The sequence below is a fragment of the Massilia glaciei genome, from assembly GCF_003011895.2.
In the GTDB taxonomy this organism is placed as follows: Bacteria; Pseudomonadota; Gammaproteobacteria; order Burkholderiales; family Burkholderiaceae_D; genus Telluria_A; species Telluria_A glaciei.
In genome coordinates this window covers 1-26,557 of record NZ_PXWF02000222.1, presented here as the reverse complement: position 1 = coordinate 26,557, position 26,557 = coordinate 1, and the positions used below count along the sequence as shown (strand labels likewise).

At 66.5% G+C, this 26,557-nt stretch carries 25 protein-coding genes, 1 tRNA gene and 1 riboswitch; of the genes, 11 read left to right on the top strand and 15 right to left on the bottom strand.

The features are described 5' to 3' along the window. Nucleotides 1-78: 78 nt before the first annotated feature. The 13 genes from C7C56_RS13230 to glyA form a co-directional block, all read right to left on the bottom strand. A complete protein-coding gene (locus C7C56_RS13230) occupies nt 79-1,557 on the bottom strand; it encodes an asparagine synthetase B family protein (RefSeq protein WP_146204469.1) in 1,479 nt (492 codons plus the stop codon). A gap of 71 nt (nt 1,558-1,628) precedes the next feature. Next, nucleotides 1,629-3,482: a sensor domain-containing diguanylate cyclase gene (locus C7C56_RS13225; protein WP_229458756.1), complete on the bottom strand. Its 1,854-nt coding sequence runs from the start codon at nt 3,480-3,482 to the stop codon at nt 1,629-1,631. 209 nt (nt 3,483-3,691) lie between these two features. After that, the gene (locus C7C56_RS13220) at nt 3,692-5,908 is read right to left on the bottom strand and encodes a carbohydrate binding family 9 domain-containing protein (protein WP_181373169.1); all 2,217 of its coding nucleotides are present in this window, start codon (nt 5,906-5,908) and stop codon (nt 3,692-3,694) included. A gap of 187 nt (nt 5,909-6,095) precedes the next feature. Further along, nucleotides 6,096-6,737, bottom strand: coding sequence for a riboflavin synthase (locus C7C56_RS13215; RefSeq protein ID WP_106757844.1), 642 nt, complete (start codon nt 6,735-6,737; stop codon nt 6,096-6,098). A 6-nt stretch (nt 6,738-6,743) separates the two neighbouring features. After that, nucleotides 6,744-7,820, bottom strand: a complete 1,077-nt coding sequence (ribD, locus tag C7C56_RS13210; protein WP_181373173.1) for a bifunctional diaminohydroxyphosphoribosylaminopyrimidine deaminase/5-amino-6-(5-phosphoribosylamino)uracil reductase RibD — start codon at nt 7,818-7,820, stop codon at nt 6,744-6,746. A 76-nt stretch (nt 7,821-7,896) separates the two neighbouring features. Further along, the gene (locus C7C56_RS13205; protein WP_106757871.1) at nt 7,897-8,460 is read right to left on the bottom strand and encodes a GspH/FimT family pseudopilin; all 564 of its coding nucleotides are present in this window, start codon (nt 8,458-8,460) and stop codon (nt 7,897-7,899) included. Next, nucleotides 8,457-8,906, bottom strand: coding sequence for a type IV pilin protein (locus C7C56_RS13200; RefSeq protein ID WP_106757842.1), 450 nt, complete (start codon nt 8,904-8,906; stop codon nt 8,457-8,459). Before C7C56_RS13200 ends, C7C56_RS13205 begins: the two co-directional genes overlap by 4 nt. Nucleotides 8,907-8,926: 20 nt before the next feature. Next, the gene (locus C7C56_RS13195) at nt 8,927-10,963 is read right to left on the bottom strand and encodes a pilus assembly protein (protein ID WP_106757841.1); all 2,037 of its coding nucleotides are present in this window, start codon (nt 10,961-10,963) and stop codon (nt 8,927-8,929) included. Continuing rightward, the gene (locus tag C7C56_RS13190) at nt 10,960-11,619 is read right to left on the bottom strand and encodes a pilus assembly PilX family protein (RefSeq protein ID WP_229458755.1); all 660 of its coding nucleotides are present in this window, start codon (nt 11,617-11,619) and stop codon (nt 10,960-10,962) included. The genes C7C56_RS13195 and C7C56_RS13190 overlap by 4 nt, the downstream gene beginning before the upstream one ends. A gap of 48 nt (nt 11,620-11,667) precedes the next feature. Continuing rightward, the gene (locus tag C7C56_RS13185) at nt 11,668-12,753 is read right to left on the bottom strand and encodes a PilW family protein (RefSeq protein ID WP_106757839.1); all 1,086 of its coding nucleotides are present in this window, start codon (nt 12,751-12,753) and stop codon (nt 11,668-11,670) included. Further along, nucleotides 12,750-13,319 (bottom strand): type IV pilus modification protein PilV, encoded by a 570-nt coding sequence (gene pilV / locus C7C56_RS13180; protein WP_106757870.1) that lies wholly within the window; start codon nt 13,317-13,319, stop codon nt 12,750-12,752. Before pilV ends, C7C56_RS13185 begins: the two co-directional genes overlap by 4 nt. 268 nt (nt 13,320-13,587) lie before the next feature. After that, the gene (gene nrdR, locus C7C56_RS13175) at nt 13,588-14,055 is read right to left on the bottom strand and encodes a transcriptional regulator NrdR (RefSeq protein WP_106757838.1); all 468 of its coding nucleotides are present in this window, start codon (nt 14,053-14,055) and stop codon (nt 13,588-13,590) included. Nucleotides 14,056-14,130: 75 nt separating this feature from the next. After that, the gene (glyA, locus tag C7C56_RS13170) at nt 14,131-15,378 is read right to left on the bottom strand and encodes a serine hydroxymethyltransferase (RefSeq protein ID WP_106757837.1); all 1,248 of its coding nucleotides are present in this window, start codon (nt 15,376-15,378) and stop codon (nt 14,131-14,133) included. Between the two features lie 100 nt (nt 15,379-15,478). Next, nucleotides 15,479-15,600: riboswitch (ZMP/ZTP riboswitch) on the bottom strand. Between the two features lie 130 nt (nt 15,601-15,730). On the opposite strand from glyA, the gene C7C56_RS13165 reads away from it, so the two are divergent. The 11 genes from C7C56_RS13165 (at nt 15,731) to C7C56_RS13115 (ending at nt 23,357) form a co-directional block, all read left to right on the top strand. Beyond that, nucleotides 15,731-16,477 carry an SDR family NAD(P)-dependent oxidoreductase gene (locus tag C7C56_RS13165; protein ID WP_106757836.1) on the top strand — a complete coding sequence of 249 codons (747 nt, stop codon included), beginning with the start codon at nt 15,731-15,733 and terminating at the stop codon, nt 16,475-16,477. A gap of 467 nt (nt 16,478-16,944) precedes the next feature. Further along, nucleotides 16,945-17,349 (top strand): tol-pal system-associated acyl-CoA thioesterase, encoded by a 405-nt coding sequence (gene ybgC / locus C7C56_RS13160; protein ID WP_106757835.1) that lies wholly within the window; start codon nt 16,945-16,947, stop codon nt 17,347-17,349. A 35-nt stretch (nt 17,350-17,384) separates the two neighbouring features. After that, nucleotides 17,385-18,074 carry a protein TolQ gene (tolQ, locus tag C7C56_RS13155; protein WP_106757834.1) on the top strand — a complete coding sequence of 230 codons (690 nt, stop codon included), beginning with the start codon at nt 17,385-17,387 and terminating at the stop codon, nt 18,072-18,074. 28 nt (nt 18,075-18,102) lie between these two features. Next, a complete protein-coding gene (locus tag C7C56_RS13150; protein ID WP_106757833.1) occupies nt 18,103-18,537 on the top strand; it encodes a biopolymer transporter ExbD in 435 nt (144 codons plus the stop codon). Nucleotides 18,538-18,547: 10 nt separating this feature from the next. Next, nucleotides 18,548-19,471, top strand: coding sequence for a cell envelope integrity protein TolA (tolA, locus tag C7C56_RS13145; RefSeq protein ID WP_307719047.1), 924 nt, complete (start codon nt 18,548-18,550; stop codon nt 19,469-19,471). Between the two features lie 41 nt (nt 19,472-19,512). Beyond that, complete coding sequence (tolB, locus tag C7C56_RS13140; protein ID WP_106757832.1) at nt 19,513-20,778, top strand: Tol-Pal system beta propeller repeat protein TolB; 1,266 nt, start codon at nt 19,513-19,515, stop codon at nt 20,776-20,778. 53 nt (nt 20,779-20,831) lie between these two features. After that, nucleotides 20,832-21,356, top strand: a complete 525-nt coding sequence (gene pal / locus C7C56_RS13135) for a peptidoglycan-associated lipoprotein Pal (protein WP_106757831.1) — start codon at nt 20,832-20,834, stop codon at nt 21,354-21,356. Between the two features lie 118 nt (nt 21,357-21,474). Beyond that, on the top strand, nt 21,475-22,236 hold the full coding sequence (gene ybgF, locus C7C56_RS13130) for a tol-pal system protein YbgF (RefSeq protein WP_106757868.1): 762 nt from the start codon (nt 21,475-21,477) through the stop codon (nt 22,234-22,236). Nucleotides 22,237-22,309: 73 nt separating this feature from the next. Next, nucleotides 22,310-22,385 (top strand) — tRNA-Lys (locus C7C56_RS13125). A gap of 476 nt (nt 22,386-22,861) precedes the next feature. Next, nucleotides 22,862-23,107: a type II toxin-antitoxin system RelB family antitoxin gene (gene relB / locus C7C56_RS30725; protein ID WP_370660206.1), complete on the top strand. Its 246-nt coding sequence runs from the start codon at nt 22,862-22,864 to the stop codon at nt 23,105-23,107. Then, complete coding sequence (locus C7C56_RS13115) at nt 23,082-23,357, top strand: type II toxin-antitoxin system RelE/ParE family toxin (RefSeq protein WP_106757830.1); 276 nt, start codon at nt 23,082-23,084, stop codon at nt 23,355-23,357. Before relB ends, C7C56_RS13115 begins: the two co-directional genes overlap by 26 nt. 212 nt (nt 23,358-23,569) lie before the next feature. On the opposite strand, the gene C7C56_RS13110 is transcribed toward C7C56_RS13115, so the two are convergent. Together C7C56_RS13110 and C7C56_RS13105 are read right to left on the bottom strand one after the other, a co-directional pair. Then, nucleotides 23,570-24,478: a bile acid:sodium symporter family protein gene (locus C7C56_RS13110; protein WP_106757829.1), complete on the bottom strand. Its 909-nt coding sequence runs from the start codon at nt 24,476-24,478 to the stop codon at nt 23,570-23,572. Between the two features lie 38 nt (nt 24,479-24,516). Next, nucleotides 24,517-26,262, bottom strand: coding sequence for an AMP-binding protein (locus tag C7C56_RS13105; RefSeq protein WP_106757828.1), 1,746 nt, complete (start codon nt 26,260-26,262; stop codon nt 24,517-24,519). Nucleotides 26,263-26,557: the final 295 nt, after the last annotated feature.

Below are 26,557 nucleotides of genomic sequence, written 5' to 3'. Positions count from 1 at the left end.
ACCCCATGGTAGCGGGCGGCGCGCAGGGGTGGCGGCGCTTTGTGACGAACCGCCACATTGCGGCCTTGGGCCGCTAAATCACGGGATTGGCCGGGTCGCCGCGGCGTCGAGCTGGTGCAGGTAGAGCGCCATTGCCGCGTACCAGTGGCTGGCCGCGGCCCATTTGTCGGTGAGCGCGCCGGCGCACAGGCGCGGGCGCAAAAAACGCTGGTTCAGCAGCGTCGACGGCGCGCACCCCAGCAGTTCGCGCGCCAGTTCGCGCCCGAAGCCGGCGCGGCACGCGCGCGCGTCGGCGGCGGGACCGTCCTTTTCCTCGTAGCCGATGTGCGCGAACTGCGGGTAGGCGCGCGCGATCGTATCGTTGTGGAAGGCGCCGTCGGCCAGCATCGCGAGCGGCAAGGCGCCCAGAAAGTCGACCAGCGCGTGGTCGAGGTAGGGAGAGAACACCTGCGGCATGGCGCCGAGCAGGCCATACGGCACCAGCGCGATCTCGCGCCGCGTGCGGTTGGCGAAGTAGAACGCGCCCACCGGATTGGGCCGCCCCAGGTGTTTCGCCAGTTCGTTCCCGAGGTGCTCGAGCGCACGCTCGCGTCCGACGTCGCGCTGGAACGCCGGCGCGAGCAGGCGCGCGAGCACCGTCTCGTCGGCGTTGAGCAGGTGCGCGGCGATCGCGCGCGGGTCGCCCGCCTCGAACAAGGCGCGCCGCCGCGCCGTCACGAACAGGCCGGCCGAGAGCACGTCGCCGCCAATGCCGTCGTACACGCCCAGATCCGGGCGCGCGTTGAGGTGGTCCGCCGCGACCATGTACCAGGCGTGTTCGTCCGAACAAAAGCTGGTCAACGGGTTTTTGCGCCGCTCGGCGGCGAACCACGATTGCCTCTGCGCCAGCACGACGTGCGGCAGGCCCAGCCCGCGCGCGAGATTGGCGGCCACGCGCACGTCCTCGCCGCCGCGCGGCGGATAGTGCGCGGTCGTCAGGCAGTGGTACGGGCGGTGGCCCTGGCGCAGCAGCTCGAACAGGATGTGGCGCGAATCGCGCCCGCCGCTAAGCGGCACCACGAACTGGCCGCCCGGGGCGCGCCGTTCGAGCGCCGCCCGGAACAGCGCGATGTAGGTGTCGATCGCCTCGTCGCGCGCCAGCTGGTCGTGGCGCGCGGTCGGCGACGGCGCCACCTTGGCGATGCGCAGCGCGCCGTCCCACTCGAGGACCGCGCCGGGCGGCATGGCGCGGATATGCTCGAACGGCGTGTCCTCGCCGATGAAAAACCCCAGCCGCAGAAACACCGACAGCGCGCGCGTGTCGAGCATGGCCGGCGCGCCGAGCGCCAGCAGCCGATCGATCGACGGCGAGATCGCAAAGCTGCCATCCCAGCTCGCGTAAAACAGCGGATAGAAGCCGTGCCTGTCGTTGCCCGCCGTGAGGCGCTGGCCGACCCACGTCCAATGGGCGAAAACGCCGTCGGCGCCGCCGACGCGGTGGCCCAGCGTGCGCGAGGCGCTGCCCGCGGTTGTGAAGCGCGCTCCGCGCATCTTTGCGGAAAAATAAGAATCATCCATCCCGTGATTTGACACGAAACAAAGTATCCGCTTATGAGATTGCTCAATGGAATGTGTTACAGGACGAGTAATTATTCCTCGTCCGTGACGACGCAGTTGCGGCCGCGCTCCTTGGCCCGGTACAGCGCCATGTCGGCGCGGTACAGCGCGGCGTCGACGCCCTGGTCTTCGGGGCGCATCGCCGAGACGCCGATGCTGACGGTGACGGCGAAGGTGCGCCCGTCGTCGACCAGCGGCGCGGCCGCGAGCCGCTGCTGCACGCGCGACGCGAAACTGGCGGCCGCGGCCAGGTCGGCGTTGGTCAGCATGACGGCGAATTCCTCGCCGCCGATGCGGCCCACGTGGTCGACCTCGCGCATCGCCTTGGTCAGGATGGTGGCGAAATGCTTGAGCACGCCGTCGCCGGCCGCGTGGCCGTAGCTGTCGTTGACGCGCTTGAAAAAATCGATGTCGAACATGAGCACCGCGGTGCGGGTGCCCGCGACCCGGCGCGTGCGCGCCAGTTCGGTCTCCATGCGCGACATGAAGCAGCGCCGGTTGGGCAGGCGCGTGAGCGTGTCGACGTCGGCGAATTCGCGCAGCTGCGCCTCGATGTTCTTGCGCTCGGTGATGTCGGTGATGAAGCCGTGCCACTGCGTGCTGCCATCGAGCATTTGCCGCGTCCGCGCGCTGCCCTCGCGCCAGCGCAGGCCCTGCCGCGGCAGCAGCACCCGGTATTCGAGCTGCCACGGGCGCAGGCTGGCGGCCGACGCGGCCAGCGTGGCGCGGTAGGCATCGTAGTCGTCCGGGTGGATCAGGGTGCGCAGAATCTGCGGGTCGGCCGCCAGTTCGGCCGGGGTCAGCTCGAACATCTCGCGCACGCCCTCGCTGACATAGGTGAAGCCGGCCACGCCGCCGCTGTCGAGGGACATCTCGAACACCAGCGCGGGCACCTCGTTGGTGAGCCGCGTTACCGTCCGCGCGCACTCGTGCAGTTGGGTGGCCATGCGGCGCATCACGGTCACGTCGGTGGTGATGCCGATCATGCGCAGCGGCTTGCCGTCGGCGTCGCGGCTGACCACCTTGCCGCGGCTCGAGGCCCACTTGTAGCTGCCGTCGGCGCACAGCAGCCTGTGCTCGACCACATAGACTTCGCTCTTTTGTTCGAAATGCGATTCGATGGAGGCGCGCACCTGCCCCAGGTCGTCGGGGTGCACGCGCAGGTAGGCGTCCTCGATGCGGTCGCTGACCTGGTCGTCGGCGTAGCCGAACAGCGCCTTCCAGCCGCGCGAATACAGGATTTGGCCGGTGCCCACGTCGCGGTCCCAGATCCCGGTGCCGCTGCCTTCGACCGCCAGCGCCATCCGCGCGTGCTCGTCGTCGCGCAAGAGCGCGGCCTTGAGCGAGGCGGTGTGGGCCCTGGCGCGTTCAAGCGCCACCGTGGCCAGCGGCGCGTAGACGCGCACCGACTGCATGAACAGCGCATCGGCCCCCGGCGCGGGCGGATCGCCGCTTTCGGTGTGCGGCACGAACAATCCGAGCGTGCCGCCGGTGCTCGAACGGATCACCAGCGGCGTGTGGGCGCGCAGTCCGAGCCGGTCGGCCGCGGCGCCCAGCTCGATCCAGAACCCGGTGCCGGTGAAGTCGGGCGCGTCGCCGCCCTCGGACCAGGTTTGCCATTTTCCGTCGCCGGCCCCGGCCCCGGGCTGGTAGCCGGGCGGCAGGCCGGCGCCGGCGCCCAGGGTCCAGCACCCGCTTTCGGCGTCGAGCAGCAAGATGGCGGGCGCGAAGGCCGGGTGGCGCGCGCGCAGGGCTTCGGCGATCTCGGCCAGCGTCTGCGCGAGCGGCGCGCCGCGGGCGAACGCCGACAGGATCCGATGCTGTGATTCGAGCAAGCCCGGGCCGGGCGCCGCGCCGGAGCAATTGCTGGGAACATCGAAAGTCATTGGCATCGCCAGCGCAAGCGCGTTATTCATATCGGTTGAAGGCAGAAATATATTTCAAGCAATTTTTCCCAAATGAGTAGTTTGCTTGCTGCATTAGAACACCTTTTTCCGCGCGCGTCACGGCCCGCGCCTGTCCCGGAAACGACACCGGCCGCCGATCGCGCCGCGGCCGGCCGGGTGGAATGCCATGAAGGCATTCAAACCCTAGATCAAATCTGCCACGACAGCTTCACGAACAACTCGTTTTGCTGGCGCCGCGGCGCGTGGCCCGGGGTTTCGCCCTTGGACAGCGTGACGCCGACGTAGGCGGCGCGCCCGAGCGTGGCGGTGTGGCCGTACACGAACGAGGTCGTGCCGCGGCTGCTCTCGCCCTCGACCGGATTGGCGTACAGCGACGGGTCGCGCTTGGTGCGCGCGCGCTGCAAGATCATGCGCACCGTGTCGCGGGCGCCGATATGGTAGATGCCCTTCAGTTGCAAGGCCTGCTCGGTGTAGAGGCGGCGCCCGTCGACCAGCGCGCCCCTGCCGTCGACCCAGGTCGCGCTGTAGGTCGGCTCGAACTCAAGCCATTCGAACGGACGCAGGCGCGCGTACAGCATCGCCAGGCCGCCCCTGCCCAGGCGCGCGCCTTCGATGTCGATCTGGTCGCCAAGTTCGAGCTCGGCCGACACGCGCGCCAGGGTGCGGCCCGGGCTGGCGTCGATCCGCGCCCAAACCTGGGCCGTCTCGAACAGCTCGCCGTGCTGCTTGACGCGCATCTTGTTTTTCGGTTTGAGGCGGATGTTGAATTCGATGTCGCGCGGGCCCTTCATCCAGGCGCCGATGGTGGTGTCCTCGACGATCGCCGCGCCCAGGGTGTCGGCCTTGCGCTCGGAATGGAAGTACAGGTTCAAGTCGTTCAAAGGCCCCCTCTTGCCCAGCTTGGCGGAAAACTCGGTCACGTACAGGCGGTAGCCGACCTGCGAGAAGAAGCCGTTGTCGGCGCGGAAGCCGTCGCTGACCTCTTCGACACTGGCCCAGGCGCCCCACTTCTCCTCCTCGCGCGACCATTCGAGCACGCCCGCGTGGCCGGTGGTCCGGGCGCCCTTGACCAGCTTGCCCGCCGCATCGGGCTGGGCCGTGGTGGCGCTGAGCAGCAACTGGCCGCGCACGCGCTCCTCGTCGCTGCGCTGCCAGGTGAAGTCCGGCCCGAGCACGCGGTTGTAGCCGCGCTCGTCGAAGAGGGTGCGGTCGGTGCCTGTGACGCCGAGCGAGAGCTTGCCGCGCTTGAAATTGGCGCGCGCCACGGTCGCCTGCGAGGCGAAGTCCTGCGCCGCGAAATCGGTGTGGTACGCGTTCGGCAATTGGACCAGCCCACCGCCGGCGTCGCGCGTGGTCAGCACCGTCAGGTCGCGCCCGGCGTCGCGCCGGGTGTAGCGCGCGCCCCAGGCCGGGTCGCTCATGGTGCGGGTGCTGATGGCGCGGAACGGGGTTTGGAACATGTCGCTGCCCTCGAGGAAGAAGGGGCGTTTCTCCTGCACGAACAGGCCGAAACGGGTGTTGCCCGACAACTGGGGCGCGTCCAGTTCGATCTGCGAGAAATCCGGATTGATGGTCGCGTCGATCACGGTGGCCGAATCGGGCTTGATCTTGACGTCGAGGCTTAGCGCGATGTCGCTGTTGTTTTGGCGCGGCGCGCCGGCCACCGTGTCGGTCCCGCGGCGCATCACCAGCTGCGGCGTCGCGCTCCAGTTGAGGCCCGTCGGCAGGCCGGCGAGGCCGTTGATCGGTTCCGAAAAGCACAGCAGGCAGGCGCTCGAGCGCGTCACCTGGCCGCTCCACATCTTGTAGCGGGTGTCGCGCGTCATGTTGCGCATGACGAGCAGGTTCCATGGCGCGCTCTGGCCGGCGACGTACGAGATCGAGGTGAACGGGATGCGCAGCTCGGCGCTCCAGCCACCGTCGAAGCGCGCCGTCGCGATCGAAAAATCGAAGTCCGGCGAGACATCCTCGCCATTGGTGTTGGTGAAATTACCGTCCGTGAACGCGCCGCGCGGATTGAAATAGATGATCTGGGCCGCCTGCCTCGACGCGCCCGGGTCGATGAACAAGCCGATGAAATCCTGGTCGCCGGAGATCTTGTCGCGCCGGCCGAACGGGGCCCGGATCTCGTGCGGCTTGGGGTCGAACGCCTTGACGGCCACGTACATGTACTTGGCGTCGTAGGCGATGCGCACCTCGGTGTTGACCTTGGCGGCGATCTTGTCGGCCGGCTGGCTCTCGAAAAAGCCGCCGCGGGCGGCCGCCTTGCCCCAGACCGCGTCGTCGACCACGCCGTCGAGTTTGACGCTGTGCGCCGGATCGGTGATCTTGTACGCCTCGAAGGCGGCCAGCGCCGGGTTGGCGGCGAGCGTCAGGCCAAGGCAGAGCGGATAGAGTAGTTTCATGTGAGGCGTGGGGTTGGGTTGGTCGAATGCGCGCGCATTCCACAAGGAATTATGAATATACATACCGGCGCGGTCCGGCCGAGGTCCAAAGCGACGAACTGCAAAATCGGGCCGCCCAAAAGCAAACGGCGCCGCTGCGCGGCGCCGTCGCCTAGGAATCTAGAATGAACAAATTGCCGCGCGCGGCCTACGCCGCCGGGCTGCTGCCGGCCACCGACAACATGCGCTCGACGTAGCGCGCGATCAGGTCGATCTCGAGGTTGACCTTGGCGCCGGCCTGAAGATGCCTGAGCGTGGTCGAGGCGATCGTGTGCGGAATCAGGTTGATCGAGAAGCGGCAGGCGCGCGCCGCCTCGGGGCCGAGGTCGTCGACCCGGTTGACCGTCAGCGAGACGCCGTTGACCACCACCGAGCCCTTGAAGGCGAGGAATTTGGCCAGTTCGCGCGGGGCGTCGACGACCAGCTCCCACGATTCGCCGACCGGCGCGAAACTGTGCACCCGCCCCAGCCCGTCGACATGGCCCGACACCAGATGGCCGCCGAGGCGCTCGGCCAGGGTCAGGGCTTTTTCGAGATTGACTTCGCCGGTGGCGTCGAGGCCGGCGGTGCAATTGAGGCTCTCGCGCGAGACGTCGACGCAAAAGCCGCCCGCCGACTTGGTCACCACCGTCATGCAGGCGCCATTGATGGCGATCGAGTCGCCCAGCGCGACGTCGTGCAGCGGCAGGCCGCCGGCGTCGATCTCGAGGCGCACGCCCGCATCCGGCCCGCCTTCGAGTGGATGGACGGCGTTGATTTTGCCGACGGCGGCGACGATTCCAGTAAACATGCGGCTTTATTCCTGCGGTGGGATGAATCTGGCAAGTATACGCAAATCCGCGCCAACCTGCCCGACCTCGTGAAAAGCGAGCAGCCGCTTGTGCGACAGGTGCGCCGGCGCGGCCAGCGCGAACATGCCCTGCGCGTCGCCGATCAGGCACGGCGCCAGGTACACCAGCAGCTCGTCGACGCAGCCGGCGGCGATCAGCGAGCCATTCAGTTTGCCGCCCGCCTCGACGTGCAGCTCGTTGATCTCGCGCCGGCCCAGTTCGAGCATGAGCGCGGGCAGGTCGGCCTTGCCGTCGGCGTTGGGGAGCATGATGATCTCGTGGCCGGCCGCGCGCAGCAGCGCCTCCTTGGACGGGTTGGCCTGCGCGGCCACGATCCAGCACGGCTCGCCTTGCAGCACGCGCGCCTCAAGCGCGATCTCGAGCCGGCTGTCGACGATCACGCGGCGCGGCTGGCGCGCCGTCTCCAGCGCGCGCACGGTCAGTTGCGGATCGTCCGCCTTGACGGTGCCGATGCCGGTCAGGATGGCGCAGGCGCGCGCGCGCCACGCGTGGCCGTCGGCGCGCGCCTGCGCTCCGGTGATCCACTGGCTCTGGCCGTCGTGCAGCGCCGTCTTGCCGTCGAGGCTGGCCGCGCTTTTGAGGCGCACCCAAGGACGGCCGCGCTGCATGCGCGAGAAAAATCCGATGTTGAGCTCGCGCGCGGCGTCGGCCAGCACCCCGCTGCGCACCGCGATGCCGGCCGCCTCGAGGGTGGCCATGCCCCGCCCCGCCACCAGCGGATTGGGGTCCTCGAGCGCGGCCACCACGCGCGCCAGGCCGGCCGCGACCAGCGCCTGCGAGCATGGCGGCGTGCGCCCGTGGTGGTTGCACGGCTCGAGCGTGACATAGGCGGTGGCGCCGCGCACCCCGTGGCCGCGCGCGGCGGCGTCGCGCATGGCGGCGATCTCGGCGTGCGCCTGGCCCGGCGGCTGGGTGTGGCCGGCGCCGATGACCTCGCCGTCGCGCACGATCACGCAGCCCACGCGCGGATTCGGCGTGGTGGTGTTGATGCCCTTTGCGGCCCAGTCGAGCGCGAGTTGCATGCCGTCGGTGTCGTTCAGTATTTTCACGCGTGCTTCACTTTAGTCTGAATTTTTGGCCTGGACGGGTAGGCCCGCCTCAGGACGACTCGGCCGCCCCGGTGCAGGCGGCGGCGCCGCGTTCCGGGTCGCACAGGCGGGCGCGCCCGAGCATATTGATTTTAATACGGCGCGTGTGCGGGCCCTGGAACACCGACAGCGTGCCCCAGCGCGCGGCCAGGCTGCTGGTGTGCGAACAGCTGCGCCCACCGCTATTGTAGGCGACATAGTCGGGCTGCTGTGCGCTCGAGAAGCGGCCCTGGATGACCACCCCGGGCGGCACCCGCGTGTGCATGGCGACGATCTCGTCGCCGGCGCCGGGGCGGCGGTTACCGTCGCGGTCGACGAACACGACCCAGCCGCCGCTCCAGTCGGTGCCGCCGGCCTCGTGCGGGACGATCATGACGCGCTCGCCGCGCGCGATGGCCTGCGCGCGCGTCAGCCGCAGCGCGCCCATCAGGTCGCTCGAGACGGCCTTGAGCTGCTGCCTGCGAATCAGTTCGCCCATGTCGGGCATGGCGAGCGCCAGCAGCACGCCGGCGACCGCCATCACCGTGAGCATCTCGACCATCGTCAGCCCGCGTTGGCGGCGCCCGGCCGTCATGGCCAGCACTTGGACGACTTGCCCTGCGCGCGGCGGGCGCCGGCGCTGTCGAGGCTCAGCGTTTCGCACTCGGGATCGCGAAAGCTTGCGTTGACCATGGCGGTGCCCGGCAGCGCCTGCAGCTCGACGCAATGCGCTATCTGCGCGCCCTGGCAGGCGCGCCCGCGCAGCTCGTAGGCGCTGGCGGCCGGGGTGGCGCCCAAATACCACTTGAAGCGTTTTTCGTCGGCGCTGGTCGAGGCCGACGAGAACGCGCTGTACGAATTGTGCTGCGAATAGTGGCGCTCCTGCTGCTGCATCAGATCGAGCAGCGCGATCTGGGCCTCGATCCGGCGCGCCTTGGTGATGTAGCCGACGTAGCTCGGGTAGGCCATCGCCGCCAGCACCGCCACCACGAGCAGCGTGACGAGTATCTCGACCAGGGTGAATCCGGCACTACGTTCCATATCAATCTCCTTGGGGTGGGTCAACGGGTGGCCTTCGCGTGCAGTTCGCGCCAGTTGCTTACTTCGCGCCAGCTCAGGCGCCCGGCCAGCGCGCCAAGGCTGAAAACGATGGGCGGATCGGCCCCGCCTCCCTGGCGCCCGACGATGGCGAACCGGTGGCTGGTGCGGGTGCGGCCGGTGGCGTCGCGCGGGCCGACCGCGCTGCCCGTGCGCACCAGCAGCGGCGTGGCGGCGGCCACGCCGGGGGTCGGGCGGCCGGCGGCGATGCCGCTGCGCGCGCTGCCGTCGGCGTCGAACGCAAACCCGCTTAGCGCGTCGAGCACATAGGTGCGCGAGGCCGGCGCGGCGCAGGCGTTGGGGCCGGCCAGCGCGGTGTTGAAAACCAGCGCGCCCGACGCCGCCAGCACCACCCCGGCGAGCTGCTCTCCGCCGGAGCGCGCATGGCCGAAGTCGAGATACCAGCCCTTGCGCGCGCCGCCGAAGTCGAACGCGGGACCGTTGATGGTCCCGGCGCCGGGGCCGGCCCCGCCGCGCGCGGCCAGCTCGGCGCGGCCGCCCACCAGTTCGGGCGGCGCGGCGAGGCTGTCGTGGATCGCATACAGCGACTGCGCCGGCGCGTCGCCGGCCGCGCGGCCCGCGGTGCCGATCACCACCAGGTGGCCGCCGCCGGGCGCATGCAGGACGGTGGCGCGTCCGGTGATCGACTGGCGCTGGCCGCGCGCGTCGCGCGCCACGAACAGCGGGCGGGCGCCCGCGCCGGGCCCGACCGCCCTGGGCCACGGCGCGGCGCCGGTGAAATCGAAGCGCCACAGATTTCCCTGCGTGTCGCCGGCGTAGGCGTAGCGCACGCTGCCATCGGGCCCGAGCGCCAGCGCGGGCGGCGCCAGCGCGTTGTCAAGCGCGGGATCGGAGGCCGGCGTATTGAAGCGGTAATAATTTTGGCCCAGGCGCCAGGGCGCCGACGCCGGTTTGTCGAGCGCCAGCAGGAACAAGGCGCCGGGCGCGCCGGGCACGCTCGCCGAGCCGCCCGCGAACAGCGCGAAGTGACGATACTGGGCCACGCCGCCACGGGTGCCGGTGCGGAACTTGGCCAGCAACGGCGCGGCCCCGACAAAACCCATCTCGGAATCGTCCTGGTCGGTGAATTCCCACAGCGATCCCATGCCCTGTCCGAAGGCGGACGGATCGCTGATGTCGAGCGCGAAGACGCCGCGCGCGCCCTGCCCCATGCCGGCCGCCAGCACGCTGCGCCAGCGCCCGCCAAGCAAAGCCTCGGCGTGCCCCGCGCTGCCGTCGACATAGGCGCGCGGCCGGTACTGCGGGCTGCTCAGGGCGGAAAGCGCCGGGAACAACACGGCCGGCACATAGGCGAACAGCTCGGCGCCGGTGGCGGCGTCGAAGGCGTGCAGCATGCCGTCGTTGGCGCCGATGTAGACCGCGTGGCGGCGCGCCTTGTAGCGCGCGTGGAACGTGGCGTAGTCGGGCCCGGGCTGCGAGGCCTGCGGCGCGCCGACCACCAGCGGCACGCTGTTGGGCATGTCCCCCAATATGCTGGCGCGGCGCCGGAACACGCCGCCGGGGTTGCCGATTTCGCCGCTGCGCGCGCCGCGCAGCCAGGCCAGGCGCTGCTCGCCCAGGCCGTCGCCCGCCGCCGATGTGTACGGCGTGGTATCGAGGTCCGCGCGCTGGCCGTCGCTTAAAAACGGCCAGGAGAACGGCACCGTGGCGCCGGCGCTGTTCAATGTGAAGATGGCGCGCGTGAGCGGCCCGTCCACGCGCGCGTCGAGCAGGGTCGCGGCGTCCCACACCGGCAAGAGGGCCGTGCTGACGCCGGCCGCACTGAAGTCGAGCGCGCTGCGTCCGATGGTGCCGCTCACACCGTCGCGCGCCAGTTTCGAGCGAACCATGTACTGCCCGCCGCCGACGCCGCCGATGACGGCGCCGGCATCGCGCCAGGCCGGCACCGTGGTGGCCGGGCACGCGGGCGCGGCCACCGCCTGTCCCCATACGGGTGCGGCCGCGAACAACAGCAACAGGGCGAACACGGTTTTCATCATGGCGCCAGCGCCACGGGCAGCTTGCGGTAGAGGCTTTGCAGCACCACCTGCGTGTGCGCGCGCATGCCGAACCCGATCGCCGTGATCCGGTAGACATTGCCTTCGCGTTCACCCGCGTCTAGCCCGGCGCCGGGCACGTGCATCAACTCGATGATGTAGCGCGGGGGCTGCGCCGGCAGCGCGCCGCGCCCGGCCGGCATCGATGCGCCGGTGAACGCGCCAAACGCCACGGTGTTGGCGGCGGCAGAGTCAAGCCTGGCCGTCTGCCAGGCCGGCGCCGCGCCGGAACCGCTGTTGACGCACAGGCCGGCCTGGTCGCCGCGTCCGCCGCAACCCTCGACGAAGCCGAGCGCGCTGCCGGGCGCGAACAGGGCCGCGCGCGCCGACGCCGGATCGCTGCCGCCCTCGATGTCGCGTTCGGCGTCGGCCAGCGCCGCCTCGGCCGCCTGCAGGGCGATCTGGCGGTCGCGTTCGTTGCGGGCCGATTTCTCGGCGTTGAGCGCGCTTTGCGCGGCCGATACGCCGATCGCGAGCACCGCCACCATCATGCACAGCGCGATTATCAGCGCCGCCCCGCCCTGGCGCCGTGGCCGCGACCGCTGCCGCCAAACGCCGCTACCCGCGCGCATGGTGGTCCCTGCATGGTGCTCCCTCATGGTGCTCCCTCATGGTGCTCCCTCATGGTGCTCCCTCATGGTGGTCCTTTACTGCGCCGGATTGCGCAAGGTAATGGTGTGCGAGAACTGACGCCGCTCGCGCTTGGCCAGCGCGATCGGCAGTGATTGCTCGCTCAGTCGGGTGCCGATGTCGGTGGCGCCGTGCGCCATGCTGTAGCCGGGTCCGAAAAGGTCGAACACGGCCGGCTCGCTGTCGGCGCGCGCGAACATCGGCCCGTGCAGCACCAGCGCCACCTTGATGCTGGCCACCCGCTTCCAGTGCGTGCGCCGGTTGCGCTCGCGCGCGCGCTCGCCCGCGTTGCTGCCTGCCAGCGCCATCGCGTCGTCGAGCGCCTGCACCGCGCCGGCGCTAAGGTAGGTGTTGGCCAGGCCGTCGGACGGCAGGTCCAGGTCGAGGCCATACAGCACCTGGAACGAGTCGACCCCGCTGACGATCGCGTCGGCGCTCCAGCCGCCCTGGCCGCGGTACTTGCAGCGCAATTCGGCCACCCCGCCCGGACCGGCCGCCACATAGAAAATGCTCCAGCCCTCGGACGCGCGGCCCACGCCGAAGCCGGCGCAACTGCCCATGCTGCCGTCGCCGCCCGACGACGCGCCGCTGCCGTCGAAGCGCACGGCCAGCACGTCGCTGCCGTTGACGGCGCCCGGCCGCGGCGCAGACAGGCCGGGCGCGCCGTTGCTCAGAAAGTGGTTGTCGAGCCCCGCGACGCGGGCCGGCGCGTAGGTCGACAGCGGGGCTGCCATGCCGTCTTGGTCGAACTCGGTGTAGGCGGCCTGGCGCACCGCGCGCGCCATGATGTCGAGCGCGTAGCGGCCGGCGTCGTCGACCGCGGCGGCGTCGATCTGCGACACATAGGCCTTGTTGGAGGCGGCCAGCAGGGTGCCGGCGGCCAGCAGCACGAGCATGCCAAGCGTGATGGCGACCATCAGTTCGGCGAGCGTGAAACCGCCCTCCCGCCTCGCTGCCAGCCGCCGTTTGGGCGCGCGCGCCAAGCCATGGCGCCCGCACGCCCAAGTGTGGTGGAGCGTCGCCCGCGCGCCGGCGCTGTGGTGGACTTCGCGTGCCGGCGTCGTCGCCGGTGTCGCCGGTGTCGCCGGTGTCGCCGGTGTCATGACGCCTCCCTTGGCACCATGATGGCCACGCTCGGCCCGAACCGCCCCGCGTTGTCGCGCGCGTCGGTGCCGTCGGTGTTTTTGGCGCGCCAGCCAAGCTTGATGACCAGCGGCGCCGCCGCGCCGCCGGCGCACTGCCAGGCCAGCGCCCCGGCGCCGGCATCCCACAATTTGCTGTCGCGGCAGACCAGCACGCGCCCGCCTGGAAAGCGCGCGTGGAGGATTTGTTTCAGCTCGTGGAGGTCGAACTGCGCCAGCTCGGCGCTGCCGCAGACGGCGCGCCCGTAGCACAGCGTCGGGGGCGCCTTGGGCGCGCCTTCGGCCTGGGCGTCGTACTGCAGGCGCGCATAGGGATTGGCGCCGTCGGCCAGGCGCATTTGCGGGGCGTTGGCGCGCATGCGCTCGGCCAGGCCGACGGCCAGTTGCACCGCCTCGGACATGAGCGCGGACTCGTGGCGCGTGCGCATGGCCGTGATGTGGGCGCCCGACGCGCCGACCACGCCGATGGCCAGCACGAGCACGGCGATGAGCACCTCCAAGAGCGTGAACCCGCCGGCCGGCCGCATCTGCACCACCACCTCCGCAACGTTGAATGCGCGGCCGGGAATGCATTGCTACTAGGCAGGTTTAACTGTTGAGTTTGGCTGCCGCGTATTGACCTGGATCGCTTGGACACCAAGTTATCAGGCGAAACAAAAGCGGCCGTGAGCTGGCTCAACTGTGCGAGGGGAACGCCATACGCCCGGGAACGGTCGCGAGGTGGCGCACGGCCGGTGCGAGGTGGTGCACGGCCGGTGCGCGATGGTGCCGGTGGCGCCGGCGGTGCCGGCGGCGCTACTTGCGCGGCTTGCGATCGTTCCCGACCTCGGCGATCGCGTCCTGGAATTCGGCGAGGTCTTCGAAGTTCTTGTAGACGGAGGCGAAGCGGATGTAGGCGATTTTATCGAGCCGTTTGAGCTGCACCATGACGAGCTCGCCGACGAAGCCGGTGTCGACCTCGCGCTGGCCGCTGGTGAGCAGGCTTTCCTCGATCGCGGCGACGGCGTCGTCGACCGCCTCGGCCGACACCGGCCGCTTGCGCAGCGCCAGCATCAGGCTGCCGCGCAGCTTGTCCGAGGCGTACTCGGTGCGGCTGCCGTTCTTTTTGACGATGACCGGCATCGACAATTCGATCCGCTCGTACGTGGTGAAGCGCTTGTCGCACTTGGCGCAGCGGCGCCGGCGCCGCACGGCGTCCCCCTCCTCGGATACGCGGGTATCGAGGACCTGGGTGTCTTCATGCTGACAGAACGGACATTTCATCTTGATGACGCCGGTGAGCTGCTGCTGAAAATGAGCAGGCCGCCCGCGCGCGGCGGGGGCCTGGGGTGCCGCGGCTTAGGCCGCGTAGACCGGGTACTTGTCGGTCAGCTTCTTGACTTCGGCCTTGACCCGCTCGACGACGGCGGCGTCGCCCGGATTGTCGAGGATGTCGGCGATCAGGTTGCCGACCGTGGTCGCGTCGTCCTCCATGAAGCCGCGGGTGGTGAACGCCGGGCTGCCGAGGCGGATGCCCGAGGTGACGAACGGTTTTTGCGGATCGTTCGGGATGCCGTTTTTATTGCACGTCATGTGCGCGGCGCCGAGCAGGGCTTCGGCTTCCTTGCCCGTCAGGTTCTTGGCGCGCAGGTCGACCAGCATCACGTGCGACTCGGTGCGGCCCGACACGATGCGCAGGCCGCGCGCGATGAGCGCCTTGGCCAGAGCGTCGGCGTTCTTGACGACCTGCTGCTGGTACGCCTTGAAGCCCGGCTCGAGCGCCTCCTTGAACGCGACCGCCTTGCCGGCGATGACGTGCATCAGCGGGCCGCCCTGGATGCCGGGGAAGATCGCCGAATTGATGGCCTTCTCGTGCTCGGCCTTCATCAGGATGATGCCGCCGCGCGGGCCGCGCAGCGACTTGTGCGTGGTCGAGGTGACGAAGTCGGCGTGCGGCACCGGGTTAGGGTAGACGCCGGCGGCGATCAGGCCCGCGTAGTGCGCCATGTCGACCATGAAGTAGGCGCCGACCGCCTTGGCGACCTTGGCGAAACGCTCGAAGTCGATCTTGAGCGAAAACGCCGACGCGCCTGCGATGATCATCTTCGGCTTGTGCTCGTGCGCGAGGCGCTCCATGGCGTCGTAGTCGATGTCCTCCTGCTCGGTCAGGCCGTACGAGACCACGTTGAACCACTTGCCCGACATGTTGAGCGCCATGCCGTGGGTCAGGTGGCCGCCCTCGGCCAGCGACATGCCCATGATGGTGTCGCCCGGCTTGAGCATGGCGAAGAACACGCCCTGGTTGGCCTGCGAGCCCGAGTTGGGTTGCACGTTGGCCGCCTCGGCGCCGAACAGCTGCTTGACGCGGTCGATCGCCAGTTGCTCGGCGATGTCGACGAATTCGCAGCCGCCGTAGTAGCGCTTGCCCGGATAGCCCTCGGCATACTTGTTGGTCAGTTGCGAGCCCTGCGCCTGCATCACGGCCGGCGAGGTGTAGTTCTCGGAGGCGATCAGTTCGATATGGTCCTGCTGGCGGGTGTTTTCCTTCTGGATCGCGCTCCACAGTTCCGGGTCGACGTTGGCGAGCGTGTGATCTTTTGCAAACATGAAAAAACTCCAATTGAAATGGTGCGTGGCACCTGGCAGAGATGGATCGAATGAGGTGAGCCGGGCAAACGGAGAGGCAGCCTCATCGAGCGTTTCCATTGATGGCTGCCCAGGCGAACGGCTGATGAAGTCTCACGTTCCCCGGTGGATGCCCACCTTTCGCCGCCAATCGACCCCGCGGGGCGGAATCGGCGCAACTTTTCGCCAGTTACGTGAGATGTAATGGAGCCCAAATTGTAAGTTAAGTCCCCGATAAGGGCAAGGAACCCGGTTGCGACAATGACCAGTGAAACGTCCAGACCGGCCGTTTCGGCTACAATTTCGCACGTTTAATTTCGTTTCAGGAAGAATCATGATCGTTTTCATCACTGGCGCATCGTCGGGCTTTGGCGCCGAAATGGCGCGCACCTTCGTCAAACACGGCCACCAGGTGGTGCTTGCGGCGCGCCGTTTGGAGCGTCTGGACGCGCTGGCGGCCGAATTGGGCGACTCCGCCCTGCCGTTGGTGATGGACGTGACGGACAAGGATGCGATCAACGACGCGCTGGCGCTGCTGCCGCAGTCGTGGCGCCAGATCGACGTTCTGATCAACAACGCGGGACTGGCGCTGGGCACCCAGGCGGCCCACGAGGCGCCGCTGGCCGACTGGGAGACGATGATTTCGACCAATTGCACCGGTTTGGTGGCGATGACGCGGGCCCTGCTGCCGGCGATGGTGGCGCGCGGCGGCGGGCTGATCATCAACATCGGCTCGGTCGCGGGCAGCTACCCCTACCCGGGCGGCAACGTGTACGGCGCGACCAAGGCCTTCGTCGAGCAGTTCACGTTGAACCTGCGCGCCGACCTGGTCGGCACGGGCGTGCGCGCGACCAACCTGGCGCCGGGGCTGTGCGGCGGCACCGAGTTTTCGAACGTGCGCTTCAAGGGCGACGACGCGGCGGCGGCGAAGGTGTACGAGGGCACGCAGCCGCTGACGGCGGGCGATATCGCCGAGACCGCGTACTGGCTCGCCACGCTGCCGCCGCACATCAACATCAACCACATCGAAATGATGCCGACCTGCCAGGGCTTCTCGCCATTCACCATCAAACGCCAATAATTCACAACCGGGGGGCTTAGCAGGGAATTGGTGTGGCAAAGCCGCACCACTGCGGAGCGAATCCGCCCTGCAAGGCGGATTTCCTCATCGAGCCAGGAGATTCTTTGGCGAGTCCGACCCGGGGTCAGACCCCGCATTTCGCGCATTTTGTAACCGGGGTCTGACCCCGATATCGGAATTAATTGCCGAATTCATGGTCTAGCAAGGGCTGCGGCGTGGTCTGATGCCAATTAATTTTGTAAGTGGGGTCAGACCCCGGTTAAGAATTGGCACCAACTTTTTGGTTGCGGATTGGGGCCTATGGGCATCAATTGTTAGCAAATGTTAATTGTCTTGGCCCGCTGCCGGACTTGGCGTCTACTCCGGGAGCGCTTCTTGATGAGCGTTATGTGCCTTAGCGTACGTAAATTTTCGTCAAATCGCGTAAAATGTTTCTTTTGTTCTTGTTCAGTTTACGATAAGTCAACATGGCCTCAGCTTTCACCTGGTCCGTCCGTGTCTACTACGAGGACACCGACGCTGGCGGTATCGTTTTTTACGCCAACTACCTGAAATTCTTCGAACGCGCGCGCACAGAATGGCTGCGCGCGGCCCAAGTGCATCAGCACGCCCTGCTCGCCCAGCATGGCGCCATGTTCGTCGTCAAGAGCACCAGCGTCGACTATCATGCGCCAGCAAAACTTGATGATGTACTAGAATTAACGCTTAGTATCGAAAAGCTGGGCCGCGCATCGGTCCTGTTCGCGCAGCAGGCCTGGTGCGGCGGAAACCTGTTGGCCAGCGCCAAGGTCAAAGTCGGCTGTGTCGACAGCACCTCCCTGCGCCCCCGCGCCCTGCCCGACGACGCGGCTGCTAAAATGCGGGCCGCCTGAGCGACCCTGCCATCCATCCAACCCATTCGAGTCCAATGAACGTAGCCCAAGACCTTTCCTTCCTGGCCCTCATCAGCAATGCCCACCTGATCGTGCAACTGATCATGGTCCTGCTGGTGGTCGTTTCGCTCACGAGCTGGACCTACATCTTCCGCAAGACCTTCGCGATCCGCGCCGCGCGCGCCCAGACCGAAAAATTCGAACGCAGCTTCTGGGCCGGCGGCAACCTGCACACCCTGCACCAGAGCGCCAGCACCGACCGCGACCAGAACGGCGCGCTGGCCCGCATCTTCGAGGCCGGCATGGGCGAGTTCATCAAGGGCAAGGCCGCCTCGGCCTCGCGCGATCCGCTCGACACCGGCGCCGTGCTCGACGGCGCGCGCCGCGCCATGCGCGCCGCCTTCCAGCGCGAACTCGACGCCCTCGACGCCCACCTCAACTTCCTCGCCTCGGTCGGCTCGGTCTCGCCCTATGTCGGCCTGCTCGGCACCGTGTGGGGCATCATGAACGCGTTCCGCGGCCTGGCCAGCGTGCAGCAGGCCACCCTCGCCGTGGTCGCGCCCGGCATCGCCGAGGCCCTCATCGCGACCGCCATCGGCCTGTTCGCGGCGATCCCGGCGGTGGTGGCGTACAACCGCTTCACGCACGATATCGACCGCCTCGCGATCCGCTTCGAAAGCTTCGTCGAGGAGTTCTCCAACATCTTGCAGCGGCAGTCGCGCTAAGCGCGCCACGCACCAGAGAAAGGAAGGCATGGCCTCATTTTCCAGCAGCCTGCGCGGCGGACGGGCGCGCAAGTTCAAGTCCGAAATCAATGTGGTGCCCTACATTGACGTGATGCTCGTTTTGCTCATCATCTTCATGGCGGTGCCGTCGGCCAACAACCCGAACGCGATCAACCTGCCGAGCGCCGAAAAAACCGCGCAGCCGCCCGACGACTACATCCAGATCACGCTCAAGCCCGATGCGACCCTGAGCATCGGCGTCAACGGCAAGGTGCAACTCGCGCCCGAGGAGCTGCCCAACCGCACCGCCCTGCTACGCCGCTTGCGCGTGCTGCACCAGGAGCACCCGGACCATCCGGTGATGATCGCCGGCGACAAGGACAGCAAGTACGACGATGTGATCCAGCTGGTGTCGGAGGCGCGCAAGATGGGCATCACCCGGGTCGGGCTGGCCACCAAGTGACGAGGCCGACGTGTCCACGCTGACTCCCGCTTCCCCCAACGGCGCACCGTACCGCGTGCCACCCGAGCCGAGCCGCTGGCCGTCGATCGCGCTCGCGGCCCTGGTGCACGCGGGCTTGCTGCTGTTCCTGTGGATCGGCGTGAGCTGGCAGAACACCGAACCGGTCGTCATCGAGGCCGAGGTCTGGGACATGAAAACCCAATCGGCCGCGCCGGCACCGCCGCCGGCGTCCGAACCGGTGGCCGAGCCGCTGCCGCCGCCCGAGCCGGTCCCGGAGCCCATCCCCGAACCGGTCCCCGAGCCCGTCGCGCGCCCGATCGAGCCGCCGAAAGAGCAACCGGCCGCGCCGAAGCCGCCCGACATCGCGATCGAGAAGGCCAAGCTGAAGGCGGAAAAACTCAGGCTCAAGGAACTCGAGGAAAAACAGGTCAAGGAACTGGCGGCCAAGGAGAAGGCGCGCGAGCTGGCCGAAAAGAAGAAACTCGACGACGCCAAAAAGGCCATGCTGAACAAGCTCGCCGCCGCCGCCAAAAAAGCGACCGATGACGAAGCGGACCGGCTCGAAAACGCGCGCCAGAATGCGCTCAAACGCATGATTGGCAAGGCCAGCGACACGGGCTCGGCCGCGCAATCGACGGCGTCGGTGATCGACAAGAGCTACCTCGCGGACATCAGGCGCAAGATCAAGGGCGAGACCTCCTACGCCGGCAACACCAATGTGCCCAGCAACCCGCAAGCCGTGTTCACCCTCGCCCAGCTGCCGACGGGCGAGATCCTGCCCGGCTCGGTGCGCATGAAAAAGAGCAGCGGCGTGGCCGCCTTTGACGAGGCGGTTGAAAATGGCATTATCAAATCGTCACCACTTCCTAAGAAGAAAGATGGTACGGTAGAGCGAAACCTCGTGATCGCCTTCTCCATGAAGGATCTCGATTAGGCCTTTTTGGGCCTCGACGAACTTTGCAAAGAGCCACACACATGAAAAAACAAACCCTCTTCCTTTTCACCGTAGCGATGCTGGCGGGCGCCTCAGCGCAAGCCCAGTTGCGCGTTGAAATCGCCGGCGTCGGCAACAACCAGATCCCGATCGCGGTGGCCGCGTTCGCCGACGAGTCGATCGCGCCGGCCCAGATGTCGGCCATCATCAAGGCCGACCTCGAGCGCAGCGGCGCCTTCAAGGTCATCGACGCCGGTGTCGTCATCGGCGAATCCGACAAGGTCGACTACGCCCAGTGGAAGTCGCGCGGCGCCGACGCGCTCGTCGTCGGCTCCGTGCAGCGCCTGGCCGACGGCCGCTTCGACGTGCGCTACCGCCTGCTCGACACAATCAAATCGGGCGAGCTGTCCCAGCTCAGCGTTGCGGCCGCGGCCAGGCACACGCGCCTGTCGGGCCACAAGATCGCCGACGACATCTACCTGAAGATGACGGGCAACCGCGGCGCCTTCGCCACCCGCCTCGCCTACGTCAACGAGAACCGCCGCGCGCGCGACTACCGCCTCGAAATCGCCGATTCCGACGGCGAAGGCGTGCAGGTCGCGGTGCGCTCGAACGAGCCGATCATCTCGCCATCCTGGTCGCCCGACGGCACCAAGGTGGCCTACGTCTCGTTCGAGGCGCGCAAACCGGTGATCTACGTGCAGAACCTGGTCACCGGCGGGCGCAAGATCGTGGTCAACCAAAAGGGCAGCAACTCGGCGCCGTCCTGGTCGCCCGACGGCAGCAAGCTCACGGTGGCGCTGTCGAAAGACGGCAACACCCAGGTCTACTCGGTCAACGCCGACGGCAGCGGCCTGCGCCGCCTGTCCAACAGCAACGGCATCGACACCGAGCCGCACTACTCGGCCGACGGCCAGAGCATCTATTTCACCAGCGACCGCAGCGGCGGACCGCAGATCTACAAGATGAGTGCGAGCGGCGGCAACGCCACGCGCGTGACCTTCAAGGGCGGCTACAACATCAGCCCGCGCGTGTCGGCCGACGGCAAGACGCTGGCCTGGATCTCGCAGCGCGAAGGCGGCTTCTCGCTGTACGCGATGGACCTGGCCAGCGGCCAGGAGATGCGCCTGGCCGAGGGCGCGAGCGAACCGAGTTTCGCGCCCAACGGCAAGTACATCATGTACGCCAACAAAGGCGGCGGGCGCACCACGCTGTCGGTCGTGTCGGTCGACGGGCGCACCAAGCACCGCCTGTCGACCCAGGCGGGAAGCATCCGGGAGCCCAGCTGGGGTCCTTTCATCAAGTGATTTTTTCGAGTACGACTCAAGTACCACTCACCACCAAGCCCAGGAGAAAAACCATGCGCAATACTAAAAGCCTCGCCTTCCTCATCGGCAGCGCCGTCCTTCTCGCAGCCTGCAAGACGCCGATCCCGCTGTCGGAGCCGCCAAAGATCGAAGAACGCACCCCGGTCGCCCCGCTCGCGACCAAGCAAGACAGCAACGACGTCGCCACGACGGTCGTCAATGTCGATCCGATCGACGATCCAAAAGGCGTGCTGGCCAAACGCAGCGTCTACTTCGACTACGACAGCTACGTGGTGCGCGAGGACGGCCAGGCGGTCGTGAACAACCACTCCTCGTACCTGGGCAAGAACCAGTCGCGCAAGATCCTCATCCAGGGCAACACCGATGACCGCGGCGGCACCGAGTACAACCTGGCGCTGGGCCAGAAGCGCGCCGAGGCCGTGCGCAAGGCGATGTCCTCGCTGGGCGTGGCCGAGAACCAGATGGAAGCGGTGTCGCTGGGCGAAGAAAAGCCGAAAATGATGGGTTCGGGCGAAGAGGCATGGGCAGAGAATCGCCGCGCTGATATCGTCTATTAATTCCCGGCCAGCGCCGGCGGATTGAGACGGGGGCACAAGGCAGCGGCCTGTGCCCCGTTCCATATCAGCCACGGCACTCCGGCCAGGCTGTTGCAATAGATACTGAAAGAGTCCCATGATGATGACATTCTCCAAGACCCGCCTCGCCGCCGCCTTGTTCGCCCTGGCCGCCTGCCTGCCTTTGGGCGCGAGCGCCGGCATACTCGACGACAACGAAGCGCGCAAGGCGATCCTCGACCTGCGCGCCAAGGTCGACAATCTCGCGCGCGAGGTCAACGCGCGCATCGACACAAAATCGGACAAGCACGCCGCGCTCGAGTCGCTCAACCGGCACGAGCAGACGCTGCAGACGATCGCCGAGCTGCGCGGCCAGATCGAGGTGCTGGCCAACGAAGTGGCCAACACCCAGCGCCGCCAGAAAGACCTGTACGCCGACCTCGACGCGCGCATCCGCAAGATCGAGCCGCGCCAAGTCACCATCGACGGCCAGGAAAGCTCGGTCGCGCCATCGGAGCAACAGAGCTACGAGGCGGCCATGGGGCTGTTCAAGACGGGCGACTACGCCGGCGCCGCCAGCGCGCTGAGCCTGTTCGTGCGCCGCTATCCGGATTCGCCCTACGCCGCCAACGCGCAATACTGGAGCGGCAACGCCTACTACGCGCAGGGCGACTACAAGAACGCGATCACGGCGCAGCAGGCGCTCGGCGTGGCCTACAAGGACAGCCCGCAGGCGGCCGACGCGATGCTCAACATCGCCGACAGTTACACCCAGTTGAAGGACAAGAAGAACGCCAAGAAAACGCTGCAGACGCTGGTCTCGCGCTATCCGGGCACCTCGGCCGCGCAGACCGCAAAGGACCGCCTGGTCACGCTGAAGTAAGGGAAATTTCCGAAATAATGGACGGGGGCATTTGACAGGACCGCTGCCAGCCCCTATAATCTTGCTTCTTTCGGGGTCGTTAGCTCAGCTGGTAGAGCAGCGGACTTTTAATCCGTTGGTCGCAGGTTCGAATCCCGCACGGCCTACCACGAATAAGCAAGAAGCCCACGAATTTAGGTTCGTGGGCTTTTTTATTTCTGGTCGCCCTCTGGTCGCTTCGGAAAACGTCCGGTCGGTGCCGTCCCCATCAAATATCTATACTTTGCCCTCACCTTTCGACACCTACGATTGCTTTCAGTGGCGTGACCAATATCATCACGGAAGCCTCACGCGTATCAAGCACGATCCTGCTGCCGGAACATTACTGACCTGGCATCAGTTCGCCACGCAACAGGTCTGACGACCCGCCACCCCGACCGGAAATGGACCGGGCGCGGCCAAACGAGCCCTGGATGACAGGTCTCGCGCGCCGACACGACGACGGGCGCCGCTGCATTTGACCATGTCACGGCCAAGCTGCGAAAAGTCATCGACCACGAGTCACACACAAGGCCAAGCGTGGACAGCCCCATGGTTCCGGGAAATTATCCAATTCTGCATTGACAACTATCAACCATCATGAGGTATGCGGCCGTCATCTGGCAGCCTGCCGTATAATCACCAGACTATGAGTACCGTCCTATCACCGATTGAGTCCGAGTTCGCCACGGTCGCAGAAGCCGAAGCTCATGATCGCTGGTTTCGAGCGAAAGTTCAGGCATCGCTTGACGACCAGCGCCCGTCCCTGCCGCATGATCAGGTAATGGCCAAGTTGCGCGATATCATCGAAGCGAAGCGCCAGGCCCATGCTTTCGATCCTGTGGCGCGCTGAAGCACAAGCAGATCTTGCGGCAACCCTCGAATACATTGCGGAGCGCAACCCTCAATCCGCGCTCGACCTATACGACGACATCGAGCGCGCCGTTTCGCAACTACCACACCATCCGTATCTGTACCGCCTTGGGCGGGTATCCGGCACGCGTGAACTCGTTGCCCACCCCAATTACATTATCGTATATCGCGTCAGCGCTATCGCGATCGAAATAGTCTCCGTACTGCATTCACGGCAGCAGTATCCTTGACCACCAAGGAAAACTTCCAAGGAGCACTCGGCACTCCCAGGGACGCTGCCGGGCTTAGGATAATCCGCGGGGCCCTGGTTCGCGCCCAAGTCGGGGAGCCGGAATATGCAATGGCCCGTGAGAAATCACGGGCCATTTCGCATTTGGCGGGACAAACTCCAACCTCACGCGGCCAGGTCAGCCTGGCCGCGCGTTTTCTTCGGCGCCCGGGTTCAGCGCGCCGCCACCACGCTGCCTAGCTTGGACTGGTCACGCGACAGTTCCTCGCGCGTGGTCAGGCGGCGGAACCAGACGGTGATTGCGGACGAGGTCAGCACAATGAACAGCGAGTACAGGACCGGAATCAACAATACCTGCTGCTGCTCGGGGCCGGGGAATGACAGCAGCACGATCAATACCGCCAGCGGGCCGTTCTGGATGCCGGTCTCAAGCGCGATGGTGCGGGCGCGGCGCGCATCCTGGCGGAACAAGCGCGACAGGCCATAGCCAAGCGCGAATCCGATCAGACCCAGGCCGATCGCGCCGGTGTAGATCGCCGGGCCGGTGTCGAGCAGCAATTGCCAATTGCGCGGCACCCATGACACGAGCAGGAACAAGATGACGAATACGCCGAGCACAGCACCGACCAGTTCGATCACCGCGCCGATATTGGCATTTAACTTGCGCAGCGAAAGGCCGATCAGCGTGGGCACCAGCAGCACCGCCAGCACCTGCACCAGATTGCTGCGCGGGATTAGCCATTGGCCTTCGATGCCTGAGGAATACAGGCCGAGCGTGAGCGGCACCATGACGATGGCAACCAGGGTCGATGACATCGTCATCAGGATCGACAACGACAGCGTGCCCTTGCTGAAGTAGGCGAAGATGTTCGAGGTGGTCCCGCCCGGCATGCAGCCCATCAAGATCAGGCCGATTGCCATCGCCGGCGGCAGGCCCAGCACCTTGGCCAGCGAAAAAGCGAGGAACGGCATGATGCCGTACTGGCACAGCATCCCGACAAGCACCCCTTGCGGCTTGCGCAGCGCGATGGCGAAATCCTTGAAGGTCAGCGAGGCGCCCATGCCCAGCATGATTACCATCATCAGCACGCCCAGTAATCTGGTTTCGGCTTCAGTCAACATTGTGAGGTCTCCTTGTCTTGGTTTTATCGATGCGGGCCTTAGGCCGCGCTCTTGTGATGTTCGGCCAGCGCTTCCGTGCGCAAGTCCTTGCGCAGGATCTTGCCGATCGGCGTCTTGGGCAGCTCGTCGCGGAACGTGAAGCGCACCGGGACCTTGTAGGCGGCCAGGTTCTGCCGGCAGTGCGCCGCGAGCTCCTCCTCGGTCAGCGTGTCGTCGCGCTTGACGACATAGGCGCGCACCGCCTCGCCGGTGCGCACATCGGGCACGCCGACGATCGCCGCCTCCATCACCTTGTCGTGCGCGGACAGCACTTCCTCGATCTCGTTTGGATAGACATTGAAGCCCGACACCAGGATCATGTCCTTTTTGCGGTCGACGATGCGGAACGTGCAGTCCTCGTCCATGACCGCCACGTCCCCGGTATGGAACCAGCCGTTGCGCAGCACGTTGGCCGTTTCGTCGGCTTGATTCCAGTAGCCTTGCATGACCTGCGGGCCGCGCACGATGAGTTCACCCGGTTGGCCCGGCGCCACGTCGACGCCATCGTCGTCCACCAGGCGGATGTCGGTGTGCGGTGCCGGGACGCCGATCGAATCGGTTTTCGACGGGCCGCCGTGCAATTGCGAACACACCAGCGGTGCGGTTTCGGTCAAACCATAGGCTTCGAGCAGGCGCCTGCCGGTCATCTTCTCCCAGCGCTTGACGACACTGTGGTGCATCGCGGCGCCGCCGCCAATCGACGCTTTGAGGTGTTTCGGCGGGAACGCATTGAACCACTCTTCATTCATCAGCGCGTTGTACAAGGTGTTCACACCGGAAATCCAGGTGATCTTGTAGTTTTCAACCGCGCGCTGCAGGTTTTGGATCGGACGCGGGCTCGGAACCAGGATATTGCGCCCGCCGGTCTTGTAAAACATCAGGAGGTTGGCGGTGAATGCATAGATGTGGTACAGCGGCAGCGCCGTCAATACCACTTCCTTGCCGTTGTCGATGTTGGCGCGCCCGACGGCCATGATCTGTTCCATGTTCCACAGCAGGTTCCCGTGGCTGAGCATCGCGCCTTTGGCCACGCCGGTGGTTCCGCCGGTGTACTGCAGCACCGCAAGGTCGGCATGGCCGAGGTTTTTCCAATACTGGCCCACGTCGATCTTCTTGGCGTCGCGTACACGCTGGCCAATTGCAACAGCGGCTTCGAAACGGGTCGCTTTCACCGAGGTGCTTGGAATCACGCGGTTCCACCAGCGCATGATGCCCTTGATGATATGCCGCACAAGTGGTGGAAAGAAGCTCGGCACGGACGACATCAATACATGCTTGACGCCAGTCTGGCCCAGGATTTCGGCTAGCTTGTCGGCGAACATATCGACGATGACGAGCGCTTCGACGCCGGCGTCGTTGAACTGGTGCTTCATTTCTTTTGCGGTGTACAGCGGATTGACGTTAACCAACACGCAACCGGCCTTCAGGATGCCGAAGGCGGCAACCGGCGTAACGAGCGAGTTTGGCGACTGCAGCGCGACCCGGGCGCCGGCCTGCAAGCCGAGCGTCTCGCGCAGATAGACGGCGAAGCCATCGCTCATGCTGTCTACTTGTTCGTAGCTCAGCGTGCCGTACATACCGTTGGGCATCACGCAAGTGAATGCCTTGTGTTTCGCATACGTGCGGGCCGCGGTGGCGAGCATGGCCGGCAGGCTCGCATCTGTCGGACCATTCAATTGCCAATCAATTTCCTTGCTGTAACGCGCCACCCACGGCGCGTTGTCTTGAACCATTTTGTCGTTCATTGGGAAGTCTCCTCCTTGGGCTGAATTTGTTCGGCCGCTGCGGTCTGCAGTTGCGGTAGTGAATTGATCAAAACCTGTGGCCCGCCTTGTTCCAGGCTTTTGGACAACAACGGATACTTTACATGTACCCATAGGAAATGCGAAAAAATTTTATTTGGAGCAATCCCTCGGGATGCCGATCACCACCGCATTTTTTTGCTGTGCTGACATGGGGGGCGTGTGGGGGCCGGTCCCAATCCACCGGACTTAAGCGCATAAGAAATTTTTAGATCAGCGCGGAAAAAACTTGACAAAC

What these genes read in the sequence shown, in the direction of transcription:
- C7C56_RS13230 (WP_146204469.1), bottom strand. Translation starts at nt 1,557, where the DNA reads ATGGATGATTCTTATTTTTCCGCAAAGATGCGCGGAGCGCGCTTCACA.
- C7C56_RS13225 (WP_229458756.1), bottom strand. Translation starts at nt 3,482, where the DNA reads ATGACTTTCGATGTTCCCAGCAATTGCTCCGGCGCGGCGCCCGGCCCG.
- C7C56_RS13220 (WP_181373169.1), bottom strand. Translation starts at nt 5,908, where the DNA reads ATGAAACTACTCTATCCGCTCTGCCTTGGCCTGACGCTCGCCGCCAAC.
- C7C56_RS13215 (WP_106757844.1), bottom strand. Translation starts at nt 6,737, where the DNA reads ATGTTTACTGGAATCGTCGCCGCCGTCGGCAAAATCAACGCCGTCCAT.
- ribD (WP_181373173.1), bottom strand. Translation starts at nt 7,820, where the DNA reads ATGCAACTCGCGCTCGACTGGGCCGCAAAGGGCATCAACACCACCACG.
- C7C56_RS13205 (WP_106757871.1), bottom strand. Translation starts at nt 8,460, where the DNA reads ATGACGGCCGGGCGCCGCCAACGCGGGCTGACGATGGTCGAGATGCTC.
- C7C56_RS13200 (WP_106757842.1), bottom strand. Translation starts at nt 8,906, where the DNA reads ATGGAACGTAGTGCCGGATTCACCCTGGTCGAGATACTCGTCACGCTG.
- C7C56_RS13195 (WP_106757841.1), bottom strand. Translation starts at nt 10,963, where the DNA reads ATGATGAAAACCGTGTTCGCCCTGTTGCTGTTGTTCGCGGCCGCACCC.
- C7C56_RS13190 (WP_229458755.1), bottom strand. Translation starts at nt 11,619, where the DNA reads ATGAGGGAGCACCATGCAGGGACCACCATGCGCGCGGGTAGCGGCGTT.
- C7C56_RS13185 (WP_106757839.1), bottom strand. Translation starts at nt 12,753, where the DNA reads ATGACACCGGCGACACCGGCGACACCGGCGACACCGGCGACGACGCCG.
- pilV (WP_106757870.1), bottom strand. Translation starts at nt 13,319, where the DNA reads ATGCGGCCGGCCGGCGGGTTCACGCTCTTGGAGGTGCTCATCGCCGTG.
- nrdR (WP_106757838.1), bottom strand. Translation starts at nt 14,055, where the DNA reads ATGAAATGTCCGTTCTGTCAGCATGAAGACACCCAGGTCCTCGATACC.
- glyA (WP_106757837.1), bottom strand. Translation starts at nt 15,378, where the DNA reads ATGTTTGCAAAAGATCACACGCTCGCCAACGTCGACCCGGAACTGTGG.
- C7C56_RS13165 (WP_106757836.1), top strand. Translation starts at nt 15,731, where the DNA reads ATGATCGTTTTCATCACTGGCGCATCGTCGGGCTTTGGCGCCGAAATG.
- ybgC (WP_106757835.1), top strand. Translation starts at nt 16,945, where the DNA reads ATGGCCTCAGCTTTCACCTGGTCCGTCCGTGTCTACTACGAGGACACC.
- tolQ (WP_106757834.1), top strand. Translation starts at nt 17,385, where the DNA reads ATGAACGTAGCCCAAGACCTTTCCTTCCTGGCCCTCATCAGCAATGCC.
- C7C56_RS13150 (WP_106757833.1), top strand. Translation starts at nt 18,103, where the DNA reads ATGGCCTCATTTTCCAGCAGCCTGCGCGGCGGACGGGCGCGCAAGTTC.
- tolB (WP_106757832.1), top strand. Translation starts at nt 19,513, where the DNA reads ATGAAAAAACAAACCCTCTTCCTTTTCACCGTAGCGATGCTGGCGGGC.
- pal (WP_106757831.1), top strand. Translation starts at nt 20,832, where the DNA reads ATGCGCAATACTAAAAGCCTCGCCTTCCTCATCGGCAGCGCCGTCCTT.
- ybgF (WP_106757868.1), top strand. Translation starts at nt 21,475, where the DNA reads ATGATGACATTCTCCAAGACCCGCCTCGCCGCCGCCTTGTTCGCCCTG.
- relB (WP_370660206.1), top strand. Translation starts at nt 22,862, where the DNA reads ATGCGGCCGTCATCTGGCAGCCTGCCGTATAATCACCAGACTATGAGT.
- C7C56_RS13115 (WP_106757830.1), top strand. Translation starts at nt 23,082, where the DNA reads ATGCTTTCGATCCTGTGGCGCGCTGAAGCACAAGCAGATCTTGCGGCA.
- C7C56_RS13110 (WP_106757829.1), bottom strand. Translation starts at nt 24,478, where the DNA reads ATGTTGACTGAAGCCGAAACCAGATTACTGGGCGTGCTGATGATGGTA.
- C7C56_RS13105 (WP_106757828.1), bottom strand. Translation starts at nt 26,262, where the DNA reads ATGAACGACAAAATGGTTCAAGACAACGCGCCGTGGGTGGCGCGTTAC.